This window comes from Mycobacterium sp. 2YAF39 (assembly GCF_052114565.1).
Taxonomy (GTDB): domain Bacteria; phylum Actinomycetota; class Actinomycetes; order Mycobacteriales; family Mycobacteriaceae; genus Mycobacterium.
On record NZ_JBFREZ010000002.1, the window covers coordinates 425,995 to 439,059 of the forward strand.

Consider the following 13,065-nt stretch of genomic DNA (forward strand, 5'->3'; position numbering starts at 1 on the left):
CACCTTGAGACAATTTATTGCACATATCTCACGGTTTGCGCTGGTCCACGTCGCACGTGAGACAGCGACGTCGACCGCCTTCGAGCAGCGATTTTCAACTTTTCTGAGCACGTTGACGCAGTCAGCACGGTGCGTAGAGCCTTGAGTGATGACGGTGCGAGACGACCAACTCGGGATCGCGTTGTTCGACGACGCGTTCATCCAGGATCCCTATCCGCTGTACGAACGGATGCTCGCGATCGGACCGGTGCACTCGATCCACGACTCGGGCTTCCATGCGGTTTGTCGATGGGAGGCCGTCCACGAGGCGATCGCCCGACCCGAGGACTTCTCCTCGAACCTCACGGCCACGATGACGTACCAAGACGGCAAGGTCGGCGCGTTCCCGATGGGCGCACTAGGCGGTGACATCCAGGCTCTGGCGACGGCGGACGACCCTGCTCATGCCGCGCACCGAAAACTGTTGGTGCCGCAACTGGCAGGGAAGCGAATTCGTGAGCTAGAGGCATTCGTCGCCGAGACTGAGGACCGCCTCTGGAACGACGAGGTGCAGAGTGGTGGCATCGAATGGATGTCGGCGATGGCGAACCGGCTTCCGATGATGATCGTCACGCGCCTCATCGGGGTGCCCGATCTCGACTCTGAACAGCTGATGCGGTTGGGTTACGCCGCCACCAAAGTGGTTGAAGGACTTGTCGACCAAGACGAGCTCGCCGCCGCAGGTGTTGCGGTCATGGAACTCGCCGGTTATATCAACGAGCACTTTCAATTGGCCGCCGACGATCCGCAGGACAACCTGTTGGGCGATCTCGCGACGGCACGCGCGGCGGGGCAATTGACCGACCTCACGGCGCTGAACATCATGGCCACGCTCTTCAGCGCGGGCGGCGAATCGACTGCGTCGTTGATCGGGTCGGCCGCCCATGTGTTGGCGACCCGTCCCGACGTCCAAGAGCAGGTGCGCGAAAACCCAGACCTGCTAGGCGCATTCCTCGAGGAGGTGCTGCGCTACGAGCCGCCGTTCCGGGGTCACTACCGCCACGTAGTCAACGACACGATACTCTCGGGCGTCGACCTGCCCGCCGGCTCACGCCTCGTGCTGCTGTGGGGCGCGGCCAACCGAGACCCGTCACATTTCGACGATCCCGACACCTTCCGGCTCGACCGCCCGGGCGGCAAGGGCCACATCGCGTTTGGGAAGGGCGCCCACTTCTGCGTCGGCGCCGCGCTTGCGCGACTGGAAGCCAAGATCGTCATCGGTCGACTTCTCGAACGCACATCGCACATCGAGGCAGCCGATACGGGCCGGTGGTTACCCAGCCTTCTGGTGCGTCGCCTGGAACGGCTGGACCTCAGCGTGGCCTGAGACCGTCACAACTTGAAGCGGCCGGCGAACCCGCGCAACGGTAGGTCGGCACTCGTCACCAGCCCCGGTGACGCGTCGACGACCGACGTGATCGCGCTCAGGGCCGGCATTCCGGTCACCGTCATGCCGATCGAGGCGAAGTTCGCGGGATCCGACAGATCGACACCGGGCTTCGGGAAGATCATGTGCTTGTTGTACACGCATGGATCGCCCTTGATCTGAGTGATGTAGCAGCCCTTGATATCCCAACTCGGATCCGTGTGCGGCGTCATCTGCCACTCCAGGTGCGTCTCCACCCTGGGAACACCGTCGACGATGCCCTGATACTTGATGTAGTTGCCGCCGAGTGAACCCTTTGGCAGCACGTACCATCCGAGATCGACGTCCTTGGTGCACGCCCCGAGCTCATAGCTGAACTTGACCTCGTCGAGTGTGAGGTCGAAGCAGTCGGCCATCATGAGCACACTGTCGGCGAACACGCGGGTGTACTTCTCCAACTTGTCCGGAATGCTCGGATCGTCGACGGGAAGCCCGTAACCGACCTCGATCCAGGTGTCCTTGCTGTGGTGACACGACACGTCGACGGACTCGATGGTGGTGACGTTCTCGATCTCGGCGACGTCGGCCGAGCACACGACTCCGAGGATCTGGTTCAGCCCCGGGTTCATGCCGGTGCCGTAGAACGTGGAGCCGCCCTTCTCACACGCTTCCCGAAGAAGTTGCGAGACAGGCTTGCCGGACGGATGCGGATGGTTGGTGTCGCGATGCCAGCCGGTGATCCAGTCCGCCGTGGTGACGATGTTGATGCCGGCCTCGAGGACCTTGACGTAGAGATCCTCGTCGGGGAAGACACCGTGGAATGTCAGCACGTCGGGCTTGGCGGCGATGATCTCGTCGATCGATCCGGTAGCGGTCACTCCGTTGGGCGCCAGCCCCACCAGTTCCCCGGCGTCCTTACCGACCTTGTCCGGTGAGTAGCAATGCACTCCGATCAGTTCGAGATCTGGGCGGTCGGCGATCCGCTTGATCATCTCGCTGCCGACATTGCCCGTTGCTACCTGGAACACGCGGATCGGCTTGCGATTTGCACTCATTCGGTACGGCCTTTCTGTGCTGCGTAGACTTCGGCGGCGCTGCCGCCTATACCGTCGGGATAGAACTGCCTGGCCCAGTTGCGCAGCGCGGTGAAGCCCTGTTGCTCTGAACCAGCCAGCGCAGGTGGGTCGGAATAGCGTTGGTATCTCCAGATGTCGATGTCCTGGGCAAACTGCCGGATGACTTCCTGCCCGAATTCGCGAGCCTTTACTTCGGCGCGCTCCGGATTGCGACTCGGCCGACGACCGATGTACACCATGAAGCGGACATCAGACGTGCTGTCGTCAACAGGTGTGATGGCGGAGATCGTCCTATTATCAACCATCCCAAAGCTTTTCGTCACTGCGATGCCGAGGCCACCATTGATCGCCTCGACCCTACTGTCGATATCGTCGATGCTCTGCTGGTCGTCACCTTCGAACGTGATCGTGAAATCGACATAGGACACCGGTTCGTCGAAATCGTGCCTGGTGAAGACAGGAACGATCGGAGTCTGGTGGACGAACTTGAAATGCGCGAAGTCGACGCCGTTTTCGATGACATACTGCGGATGCATCTCCAAGGCTTCGCGGAACAGACGCTGCTGTGGGTAATAGTCGTCGGCGCTCTTGCCGTCGTTGAAACTCTCGAACACGTCGGGTGCGTCGAAGAACGGATCGCGTCGCTCGACGTCGTGCCAGATGTAAATCGCCTCATTGCGCTCGACCGCAGGATAGGTACGGATGCGACGCCCTCGGTTCGGCCGGTCCTCGTAGGGAATGCACACGTTGCGGCCTTCTTGGTTCCACTGCCAACCGTGGAATGGGCACTGAATGACCTCGCCCTCGACGTGACCACCGTGGCCGAGGTGCGCGCCGAGATGCTCGCAGTACGCATCCATGACGGTGAGCTGGCCGGATTCGGCCCGCCAGGCGATCATCTCGGTGCCGAAGTAGGTCATCCGATGAACATCGCCGATCTTGATCTCGTCGGACCATGCGACTTGGAACCAACCGGTCGGCTTCATCGACAGGGGTGGCTTGGCCATTCCGAAATCATAAAGCACTCAATGTAAAAATGCGACAGCGCCTAATTCCTGAGCGTGACGGTTTAATGGGCCGTGGCCAATCGCATCCAGTCCCTTCTCGGCGTCGACTATCCCGTCATTCAGGCGCCGATGACATACATCGCCCGCGCCGAGCTCGCCGCGGCGGTCTCCGAGGCAGGCGGTCTGGGGATGATCGAGACCCTGACCCCGGAAGGACGCGCCGACCTGCAGCGCGTGCGCACCCTGACCGACCGTCCCGTCGCGGCCAACCTGATGATCCAGGGCTGGAAGGGCGACCCGTCCATCGTCGACACACTTGCATCTGCGGGCGTGCGGCACGTGTTCACGTCCGCGGGTGATCCGGCGTTGTTCACCGCTCGCCTGCACGAATCGGGGATGACGGTGGTGCACGTCGTCGGATCGTTGCGGGCAGCGCAGAAGGCGGTCGACGCGGGAGTCGATGCGTTGGTGGTCGAGGGCGTCGAGGGCGGTGGGTTCAAATCGGCGCTGGGGGCGTCGACGATGGTGCTGCTTCCCCTCGTCACCGCCAATGTCGATCTGCCGATCATCGCGGCGGGCGGGATGTGCGACGCGCAGTCCGCCGCGGCCTCGCTGGTGCTGGGCGCAGAAGGCGTTCAGATGGGCACGCGGATGCTGGCCAGTCGAGAATCGTTGGTACACATCAACTTCAAGGATGCGATCGTTGCAGCCAACGACGCCGGCACCGTGCTGCTCGACATCCCGGGTAATCCGACCATGCGTGTACTCCGCACCGGCCTGGCGGCACGGGTGGCCGAGCACGATCCGGAGGCGAAGCTGCTGGGAAAGGTCACCGAGCTGTACTTCGGCGGCGATATGGAAGCCAGCGTCGCCAATACCGGTCAGGTGTCGTCACGCATCGGCGAACTTCTTCCCGTGGCAGAGATCGTCCGCCGGACATGGGTCGAGATAGAAGGAGTGCTGGATGCGGCACGAGGCCGCGCCGGTTAAGCGACCTTCTCGAGATGACGGCGCGCTGCGGGCTCGGACTTTACGCGGGCCGCACGCAGGCCGTGCGGCCTGGTGAGCCGCGATGTACGCGAGTGCAGAGCGACCATCGAACCAGACCGAACGACGCCCATCGGTCCGGGTCCGGCGAAGCGTGCGATTCCCGAAAGCTTCAGTGCCAGGCCGGCCTTGGCCTGACGGTAGCCGACCCGAATTCCGGCGATGCACACGATCAGCAGGCCTGCGATGCCCGGCACCGCGATGGCGGCGAGCGCCGTCAGGGACGCAGGCACGAGAACCGACTTCACCATGTTGTCGAGGAACGACGACGTCGCCGGGCTGACGCTCGCGGGTGCCGGCTCCAGTCCGGATGCCAACTGGTGGCTCAAGCCGACGGTGGCGACGCCGCCGAAGTCCGCGGCTTGGACCACGTTGCCGAACAGAGGTGCGCCCGGAGCAGCGACTTGAGGTAGCTGCACTTCGTGCCCGACCAAGTGCGCGTTGGCGGGTGCGTGCGAAAGGTGGATGGGAGAGCCGCCTGCGCCGAACAGCGGTGCCCGGGGCCCGCCAGCGCCAGGAATGCCGAACATGGAGAGCAGGTCCTTCGGCACCTGGGCGACCTCGGCGACGGCGTTCGTTATTGCGGTGAGCATTATCTGAACCGCTGTGATGACGTCAGTGATCGGCGTCGACGAGAACGGCGCCCCTGCCAGCTTCAACGTCGCCGCACCGAGTCCCTGCGCAAGTGCGTTGAACGCATTCGAGAAGTGCGCCAACGGCGCGACCGGCGCAGGCTTCGGGGCCACCGATCCGGGTGTCGAGGGTGCCTGCGTACCCGAAGGCGCGGGCGAATTCCCCGACCCTCCCGGCTCATCGGCCGCCAGAGGCGTTGCCCACGGGGCGTTGCTTGGTTGCGTGGGCGAAATCGTTTCCTGCGTAAGCGTTTCCGGAGTCAACGACTCGACGAGGGGCGCAATAATCTGCGGCGTGTCCAAAACCACGTTGGGCGTGGTGGGCTCGACTTTTTCCTCGTTCGTGGCTGGGGCGACGGTGCCGGAGCCCGGCTGATCCTCGGACGTGTTGGTCTGGGCTTCCACCGTCGAGGTCGGGGCATTCTCGTTGCCCGTGCCGGCCGTCGTACCCGTGGTGATCGTGGTTACGGTTGTGGTGCCGTCTTCGGCATTCTCGTCGACGCGCTGATTGCCGAAACGGGTCATCGGCCCGCCGAACCCGAACGTGGTCTTCTTCGAGGTCGTGTCCGTGGTGGAGGAGCCACTCTGGGTTTCAGTAGGCGTACCGCTGGGGTCGGTCTGATCAGCGACGGCAACCGCCCCGCTGCTGTTGCAGACGAGCAGCCCGATCGAGAGCGCGCAAGCACCCGCTGCGGCGCGCAAATGCGTCGTGACGATGATCCCTCCATCCAGCAAGGAGTCTGCCGGTAGATACCGAGTCATTGTCGCACAGACCTGCCATTACCTACTAGAAACTGAGTCCCAAAAGTTGGGCAAATCCGGCTGACTTCGCTGGCGGGCCGGCGCGTGACGTTCGCCTGACGCACCGCCCCCTCGCAAACCGCACCCGACGCTTTGTCGGTTCAGCACCACCACCAGCAGGTTTAGCGGGACCTCACGAGCCGACCCTGCGCGGGAGGCCGACGGGGCGCGCAAATGTTCGCGCCGGTAACCATCGCGAGGGTCCATCGCGTCGGCTTCGTGAAATGGACAGATGATCTTGATTAGTCGCTACGGCGGCGTGGCGCGCGCCGAATTCGCTAGTGGCAACGATCGAAATCGGCCGACTCCGCTGGGCTCGGTCGGTCCCCGAGCGCCGCGGAAATGTGCGAGTCGAGCAAACACCGGCACTTGTCAGTTCATCGGTTCGGCGTGACGATTGTCCGGTGTCGCGGACCTTGCGTGTTCTCGTCCTCGGGTCCGGGTTCGCCGGACTGTGGGCCGCAATCGGCGCAGCCAGGCGACTCGACGAACTCGGCGCCGCCGACGGCGCCATCGACATCACCCTTGTCAGTTCGCAACCGTTCCACGACATCCGGGTCCGAAACTACGAGGCCGACCTCAGCGCATGCCGAATCCCGTTGCAGGACTTGCTTGATCCGGTCGGTGTCGGTCATATCACCACCGATGTGACCGGAATCGATCCGTCGCGATCGTCTGTGAGTACGGCCGACGGCCAAACCCTCGAATACGACCGCCTCGTCCTGGCGGTCGGCAGCCGGGTCGCCAAGCCGGACCTTCCAGGCCTGGCCGAGTTCGCATACGACGTCGATACCTACGACGGTGCCGTCAGGCTGCAGGACCACATCCGTGACCTGGCCAAACGCCTGCCGGACCCCGCGAGCAGGACCGCCGTGGTGGTGGGCGCCGGCCTCACCGGTATCGAGACCGCCAGCGAGTTGCCGGCGATGCTCTCTGCCGCATTGGGACCCGGGGTCACGCCGCGGGTGATCCTCATCGATCACAACCCGCACGTCGGCTCGGACATGGGCGTGTCGGCCCGACCCTTCATCGAGCAGGCGTTGACCGACAACGATGTGGACACGATGACCGGCGTGGGCGTTGCCGCCGTCGACGAGCGCGAAGTCACCCTCTCGTCCGGTGAGATCCTGCAGGCAGCCACGGTGGTGTGGTGTGCCGGAATGCGGGCGAACGCGTTGACGGCGCAGCTCGGGGTTCCGTGCGACCGACTGGGCCGCCTGCCCGTTGACGACTATCTGCGCGTCGAGAGTGTCACCGGAGTGTTCGCCGCAGGCGATGTCGCCGCGGCGCGCATGGACGACGAACACATGTCGGTGATGTCGTGCCAACATGGTCGGCCGATGGGCCGCTATGCGGGCTACAACGTGATCAGCGAGCTGCTCGGCGCTCCGATGTTGTCGCTGCGAATCCCTTGGTACGTAACCGTTCTCGACTTGGGTCCCGCGGGTGCGGTCTACACGGAGGGTTGGGATCGGCGCGTCGTCAGCACCGGCGCGCAAGCCAAGGCGACCAAGCAGGTGATCAACGGCGAACGCATCTATCCCCCGCTCACCGGCGACCGCACCGCATTGCTTGCGGCAGCCGCTCCGGAGTTGCAGGCCGCGCCCGCCTACGGTGAGTGACGGCGGGTCGCCGCACGCTATTTGCCGTTGCGCTCGCGGTGCTTGCATCCCGGCCAGCAGCACGGTCGGCGCTGGCCTTCTTCAAGTTCCTCCTGGGTGCGCCGAATGCGGCGATCCCGAGTCTTCTCCTGCTTGGCGTCCTCCACCCAGCAGATGAACTCGTTGCGCGCCAACGGGGTGATGTCCTTCCACGCGGCGAGCGCCGTGTCGTTGGAGATCAGCGCCTTGCGCAGGTCGGCGGGCAGCTTGTGCACCACCCCGCCGGGGACCGGCTGACTACCCATGTCGCCACGATATCCAAATTCGGACTGAGGCACTGTGATCGCGACAGTACAGTTCGCGGACAGGTCATTCACAGACTTCCCGCCGGCGGTGGTAAAAAGGCGCGCCAAGGGCCATGAACGAAAGGCACATACCATGAAGAAAACTGCTGTGGCCCTTGGGATTTCCATGGCCCTGCTGTCCGGCTGCTCGTACGCCAGCGTGGGGGCCGGCGAGCAGGCAGTCGTCGTCGACGGTTACTGGATGATCCCCACCGACCCGGTGGTCAAGGGGTGCATCGAACCGGAGAATTCGCAGAACGAGATCACCAACCAGGTGTACCGCTATCCGGCCCGCCAGATCTCCTGGGATGCGACGGGTGACCCGGGTTCCGAGCGCGGACCGTATGTCGTGGTGTCCAACGCCAAGGCGCCCGCCGATATGAACGTCCCGGTGGTGGTGACGTTCGACCTGACGTCGGACTGCGAGAAGCTCAAGCAGTTTCATCGCGACTTCGGGACCAAATACAACGGCTGGTTGAACGACGACGGCACGGTCAGCGCCGGGTGGGTCGAGCTGCTGAACTACGTGATCGGGCAGCCGTTGCAGGACACCCTCAATGGGGTGGCGCAGAAATACACGTGGCAGCAGATTTGGAACGATGAACAGGCGCGCGCCGAATTCCGCAATGCACTCCTCACATCGCTGCCCAACGCCAGTAAGGCCCGTACCAACGGTGTGGACTTCTTCACCAACTTCCAGGTGACGGTGCTCAAGCCGACGCCGGTCAACCCGGAGCTCAAGGCTGCAATCGAACGCGAGCAGGCCGCGATTCAGAACGCACAGGCGACGCAGGCACAAGGCGTCGCCGAGGCCAACGCCAAGAAAGCCAAAGCAGAAGCGGACCTTGCCGCCGCAGTGGCCGAGACCAAGGTGGCCGAGCAGGAGGCGTTGAAACGCGCCGCCGAGGTCAAGGGCTATCCGTCGGTCGAGGACTACCTGCGCGCCGAGGCGATCCAGCAGGGGCTCAACCCCTACCAGCCGACCTACGTTGTCCCACAAGCAGGCTGACACCTCGCGCGTCGAGGAGCCAATCGCTCGCTGAGGTGCCTATCCTCGGCGCATGGTCGAGTCCAACACGGACATCGTCGTCATCCACACCGACGGTGGGTGCCGACCCAACCCCGGGCCCGGCGGCTGGGGTGCGGTGCTGCGGCACCGCCAGCACGTCCGCGAGATGTGCGGCGGCGAGCCCGGCGTGACGAGCAATAACCGGATGGAGCTGACGGCGCCGATCATGGCGCTGGAGGCGCTTACCCGTCCGGTGGTGGTGCACCTCTATACCGACAGCACCTACGTCAGGAACGGCATCACCAAGTGGGTCCTCGGCTGGGAGCGCAACGGCTGGATGACCGCCGCGAAACAGCCGGTCAAGAACGTCGACCTATGGCAGCGGCTCCAGATGGCGTGCATACGGCACCAGGTCGAATGGTTCTGGGTGAAGGGGCACGCGGGTGTCGCCGACAACGAACTGGCCGACGAACTGGCCACGCGGGGTATGCAGGAGGCGCTGACCATCTCGCCTGACGAAGTACCTGTCGCGCCGTAATCCGTCGTCGGTGATTGGCGCTCGCTGCGCTGAAGCGCTAATTTTCCACGCGTGATGTCCTCAGCTGCCAACGCAGTCGCGCGATTGTTCGTCCTGGCGGTTGCGGCCGTCGCCGGCATCGGTCTTCTCGCCAACCCGGCGCAGGTCTCCCAGGCCCCAACAGTGCGCCTGGCAAGCGACGCGAACCCGCTGGTTGGCGCGCCGTTCTACGTCAATCCCACTTCCGCGGCCATGCGCGCCGCGCAGGCCGCCAATCCGCCGAGCCCGGAGTTGGCTTCGGTCGCCAACACACCGCAGGCGTACTGGATCGTCCCGGGATCGTCGGCATCCACGGTCGGGAAATACACGGCCGACGCTGCGGCCGCCGGTGCCATCCCGGTGCTGTCGATCTATGGAATCCCCCACCGCGACTGCGGCAGCTATGCCGCCGGCGGCATGGGGTCGGGCGCCGACTACCGCGGATGGATCGACGGGATCGCTTCCCAGATCGGCGGTTCGCGGGCGGCGATCGTCCTCGAACCCGATGCGCTCGCCATGGCCGACTGCCTGTCAGACGATCAGCGCCAGGAACGCTACGACCTGATCCGCTACGCCGTCGACACCCTGACCCGCAATCCCGCAGCGGCCGTCTACGTCGACGCGGGTCACCTGCGTTGGCACAGCCCCGAAGACATGGCGTCCAGACTCAGCCAGGCGGGTGTCGAGCATGCGCGGGGCTTCAGCCTCAACGTCGCGAACTTCTTCACCACCGAGGAGGAAATCGGTTACGGCGAAGCGATTTCGGGCCTCACCAACGGCAAGGACTACGTGATCGACACGTCCCGCAACGGCAACGGAGCCGCACCCGACTCGCCTCTGCACTGGTGCAACCCCGACGGCCGGGCACTGGGTGTTCCTCCGACCACGGCGACTGCCGGCCCGCACGCCGACGCCTACCTGTGGATCAAACGTCCCGGTGAATCCGACGGCGGGTGCGACAAAGGCGATCCGCCCGCCGGCACCTTCGTGAACTCGTTCGTCGTCGACCTGGCGCGTAACGGGGGCGGCTAGGTCCGGCGTCACCTTCGCGGTGTGCATGTGAACTGACTCTCAAAACCGCGATCTGCCGATAACCGGGTTTGGTTGCCGCGCAAGGACGGGAAGGCTCTTCGGGTCGCCAACGTCGGCGATCCATCCGACCCCGATCCCGGAGCAGACATCCGTATGCCTGACACGATCGAGCTCGAATCCGCTACCCAACTTGCGGTCACCGCGGCGTGGGTTGCCGCCGCGGTCGCCGTCGCATATCTCCTCGGCGTTGCCGTGTCGTGGACGGTGCAACGCGTCGGCAGACGCAGTCGGCTGATGTCCGACACCGCCGAGCTGACCCGCATGCCGCTGAGGGCCACCTTGATGGTGATCGGCGCCACGGTCGCGCTGAAACGCACGTCCAGCGACGCGGCGAGTTGGCGTGGCTGGCTCGACCACGCGCTGCTGATTGCACTCATGGCCACAGTCACTTGGGGTGTGGCAACTCTGGTGCTCGTCGCTGAACGCCAAATCATCACCCGGTTCGGCGGCGGCGACGTCGGTTTGACCGATGCCGACAGGCACCGACGCAAAATTCGCACGCAGGTAATGACCCTGCGCCGCATAGTGATTGCGGTCATCGTGCTGCTGGGCGCCGCGGCCGTGCTGATGACGTTCCCGTCGTTCAGCGACATCGGCAAGACGCTGTTCGCTTCGGCAGGTGTGTTGTCCGTCGTCGCCGGCTTGGCGGCACAAACCTCGTTGGGTGCGGCGTTCGCCGGTATCCAGATCGCCTTCTCCGACGCGATCCGTGTCGGTGACGTGGTGGTGCTGGAAGACGAGTGGGGCCGGATCGAGGAGATCACCCTCACCTACGTCGTCGTGCATGTCTGGGATGAGCGTCGATTGGTGCTTCCGTGCACCTACTTCACGACGACGCCGTTCCAGAACTGGACCCGGAATGCCACCGAACTGCTCGGCACCGCCGAGATGAAGGTCGATTTCACCGCACCGTTCGATGAGATGCGTGCCGAGCTCAACAGGCTTCTGAGTGCCGATCCGCTGTGGGATGAGCGCGTTGGTGTTCTGCAGGTCACCGACGCCGACACCTTTGTGCAGGTGCGGATGCTGGTCAGCGCCTCCAACGCCCCCGATCTGTTCGACCTGCGCTGCAATGTCCGCGAAGGGATGGTGGCGTGGTTACAACGCACCCATCCCGGCGCACTGCCCCGCGCACGCGTCGAACACCAGAGTGATCTGGACCGTGAGATCCACCGTCACTTCGGCGACAGCATGCAGCCGCAGGCCGATTCGAGCCTGTTCAGCGGCACTCCGGAGGCTGAACGACGAGGTCGCGCATTCGACGACTCTGAGAGTGACGGCGCAGGGCGAGCAGAGCGCGGGCATGCGCGGGTCCGCTACGACGGCGATTAGGCATTCGCCCCCCACAACGATGAGGTGCCGAGACGGTTGGCGGATTCCACGAAGGGGTATTGACCAGCGCATCAAAGAATGTCCGCACCCTCAGGGAGCCGAAAGATGGTGGGCTGGCTCGACCGCTTGCAGCAGCGGAATCGCAGCGTGGGGTTCGTCATCGCCGTCGTCTATAAATATGTCGATGATCAGGGCGGCTACCTGGCCGCTCTGATCACTTACTACGCATTCGTTTCGCTCTTTCCGCTGCTGCTGTTGATGACCACAGTTCTCGGTGTGGTGCTGGCCGGTAACCCCGAGCTGCAGCAGCAGGTGGTGGAGTCAACGATGGGCCAACTTCCAGCCATCGGGAGCCAGCTGCAGCGACCCGACGAGCTCAGCGGGGGTCCGGTGGCCATCGTGGTGGGCATCGCGGGCGCGCTCTACGGCGGGCTGGGCGTCGGACAAGCCGTTCAGAATGCGATGGACTCCGTGTGGGCCGTGCCCCGCAACAACCGGCCCGACCCGATCCGCTCCCGCGTTCGCAGCTTGCTGCTGCTCTTCATCCTGGGATCGGCGGCCATCGCAGCGACCGCGCTGTCGGCGGCGGGCCGAGCCACCGAGACGCTCGGCTTGGTGGGCAAAGGGGGCCTTGCGGTTGCCGCCATCGCGATCAACGCGGCCATCTGTCTGGTGGTGTTCCGGGTAACCACCGCTCGCCACGTCACCTACCGAAATGTGCTGCCGGGTGCCCTTTGCGCAGCGGTGATTTGGCAGCTTCTGCAGTGGTTCGGCGCAGGCTACGTCGCCCATATCGTCACGACGGCCAGCGTCACCAACAGTGTTTTCGCGTTGGTGCTTGGGTTGTTGGCCTTTCTGTATCTGATTTCGGTGAGCATGGTGGTCTGCGCGGAGATCAATGTCGTGCGGGTGGACCGTCTCCACCCGCGCGCACTTCTCACCCCGTTCACCGACAACGTCGATCTCACGCCAGCGGACCGCGAGACCTACACCCGCAGAGCCAAAGCCGAACGGGTCAAAGGCTTTCAACGTGTGAGTGTGCGCTTCGACGACGCGCGAGACCCATAGGTTCTCCTCCCCGACCGTTTAACGGCACCCGATGTCCGGGTACAACGACCGTGATCGAGGTCAGTTCATAGGAGGCGCGGCGTGCTGACGCGACT

The 13,065-nt window shown here is 64.3% G+C and carries 12 protein-coding genes; 8 read left to right on the forward strand and 4 right to left on the reverse strand.

Annotated elements, in window-relative coordinates:
- Positions 1-148: 148 nt before the first annotated feature.
- A complete protein-coding gene (locus AB4Z42_RS07485) occupies positions 149-1,366 on the forward strand; it encodes a cytochrome P450 (protein WP_442008494.1) in 1,218 nt (405 codons plus the stop codon).
- A gap of 5 nt (positions 1,367-1,371) precedes the next feature.
- Here the strand turns inward: AB4Z42_RS07485 and AB4Z42_RS07490 are convergent, their stop codons facing one another.
- Both AB4Z42_RS07490 and AB4Z42_RS07495 read right to left on the reverse strand, forming a co-directional pair.
- The gene (locus AB4Z42_RS07490) at positions 1,372-2,460 is read right to left on the reverse strand and encodes an NAD(P)H-dependent amine dehydrogenase family protein (protein WP_442008495.1); all 1,089 of its coding nucleotides are present in this window, start codon (positions 2,458-2,460) and stop codon (positions 1,372-1,374) included.
- Entirely contained in the window at positions 2,457-3,488 is a 1,032-nt protein-coding gene (locus AB4Z42_RS07495) for a Rieske 2Fe-2S domain-containing protein (RefSeq protein WP_442008496.1), read from the reverse strand. The genes AB4Z42_RS07490 and AB4Z42_RS07495 overlap by 4 nt, the downstream gene beginning before the upstream one ends.
- A 72-nt stretch (positions 3,489-3,560) precedes the next feature.
- Here AB4Z42_RS07495 and AB4Z42_RS07500 point away from each other — a divergent pair, with 72 nt between their 5' ends.
- Positions 3,561-4,478, forward strand: a complete 918-nt coding sequence (locus AB4Z42_RS07500; protein ID WP_442008497.1) for an NAD(P)H-dependent flavin oxidoreductase — start codon at positions 3,561-3,563, stop codon at positions 4,476-4,478.
- Here the strand turns inward: AB4Z42_RS07500 and AB4Z42_RS07505 are convergent.
- Positions 4,475-5,902, reverse strand: a complete 1,428-nt coding sequence (locus tag AB4Z42_RS07505; protein ID WP_442008498.1) for a hypothetical protein — start codon at positions 5,900-5,902, stop codon at positions 4,475-4,477. The two genes, AB4Z42_RS07500 and AB4Z42_RS07505, sit on opposite strands and share 4 nt — an antisense overlap.
- Positions 5,903-6,372: 470 nt before the next feature.
- Here AB4Z42_RS07505 and AB4Z42_RS07510 point away from each other — a divergent pair, with 470 nt between their 5' ends.
- Complete coding sequence (locus tag AB4Z42_RS07510) at positions 6,373-7,590, forward strand: NAD(P)/FAD-dependent oxidoreductase (protein WP_442008499.1); 1,218 nt, start codon at positions 6,373-6,375, stop codon at positions 7,588-7,590.
- Positions 7,591-7,607: 17 nt separating this feature from the next.
- On the opposite strand, the gene AB4Z42_RS07515 is transcribed toward AB4Z42_RS07510, so the two are convergent.
- Positions 7,608-7,874: a YdeI/OmpD-associated family protein gene (locus AB4Z42_RS07515; protein WP_442008500.1), complete on the reverse strand. Its 267-nt coding sequence runs from the start codon at positions 7,872-7,874 to the stop codon at positions 7,608-7,610.
- Positions 7,875-8,007: 133 nt separating this feature from the next.
- Between AB4Z42_RS07515 and AB4Z42_RS07520 the strand changes: the two genes are divergently transcribed.
- The 5 genes from AB4Z42_RS07520 (at position 8,008) to AB4Z42_RS07540 (ending at position 12,970) form a co-directional block, all read left to right on the forward strand.
- Positions 8,008-8,922 carry an SPFH domain-containing protein gene (locus AB4Z42_RS07520; RefSeq protein WP_442008501.1) on the forward strand — a complete coding sequence of 305 codons (915 nt, stop codon included), beginning with the start codon at positions 8,008-8,010 and terminating at the stop codon, positions 8,920-8,922.
- 52 nt (positions 8,923-8,974) lie between these two features.
- Entirely contained in the window at positions 8,975-9,460 is a 486-nt protein-coding gene (gene rnhA, locus AB4Z42_RS07525) for a ribonuclease HI (protein ID WP_442008502.1), read from the forward strand.
- A 54-nt stretch (positions 9,461-9,514) separates the two neighbouring features.
- A complete protein-coding gene (locus AB4Z42_RS07530; RefSeq protein ID WP_442008873.1) occupies positions 9,515-10,510 on the forward strand; it encodes a glycoside hydrolase family 6 protein in 996 nt (331 codons plus the stop codon).
- Positions 10,511-10,663: 153 nt separating this feature from the next.
- Positions 10,664-11,902, forward strand: a complete 1,239-nt coding sequence (locus AB4Z42_RS07535) for a mechanosensitive ion channel family protein (protein WP_442008503.1) — start codon at positions 10,664-10,666, stop codon at positions 11,900-11,902.
- A 105-nt stretch (positions 11,903-12,007) separates the two neighbouring features.
- Complete coding sequence (locus tag AB4Z42_RS07540) at positions 12,008-12,970, forward strand: YihY/virulence factor BrkB family protein (protein ID WP_442008504.1); 963 nt, start codon at positions 12,008-12,010, stop codon at positions 12,968-12,970.
- The last annotated feature ends 95 nt before the right edge of the window (positions 12,971-13,065 follow it).

Coding starts and splice junctions, on each gene's coding strand:
- AB4Z42_RS07485 (WP_442008494.1), top strand. CDS start 149: ATGACGGTGCGAGACGACCAACTCGGGATCGCGTTGTTCGACGACGCG.
- AB4Z42_RS07490 (WP_442008495.1), bottom strand. CDS start 2,460: ATGAGTGCAAATCGCAAGCCGATCCGCGTGTTCCAGGTAGCAACGGGC.
- AB4Z42_RS07495 (WP_442008496.1), bottom strand. CDS start 3,488: ATGGCCAAGCCACCCCTGTCGATGAAGCCGACCGGTTGGTTCCAAGTC.
- AB4Z42_RS07515 (WP_442008500.1), bottom strand. CDS start 7,874: ATGGGTAGTCAGCCGGTCCCCGGCGGGGTGGTGCACAAGCTGCCCGCC.
- AB4Z42_RS07520 (WP_442008501.1), top strand. CDS start 8,008: ATGAAGAAAACTGCTGTGGCCCTTGGGATTTCCATGGCCCTGCTGTCC.
- rnhA (WP_442008502.1), top strand. CDS start 8,975: ATGGTCGAGTCCAACACGGACATCGTCGTCATCCACACCGACGGTGGG.
- AB4Z42_RS07530 (WP_442008873.1), top strand. CDS start 9,515: ATGTCCTCAGCTGCCAACGCAGTCGCGCGATTGTTCGTCCTGGCGGTT.
- AB4Z42_RS07535 (WP_442008503.1), top strand. CDS start 10,664: ATGCCTGACACGATCGAGCTCGAATCCGCTACCCAACTTGCGGTCACC.
- AB4Z42_RS07540 (WP_442008504.1), top strand. CDS start 12,008: ATGGTGGGCTGGCTCGACCGCTTGCAGCAGCGGAATCGCAGCGTGGGG.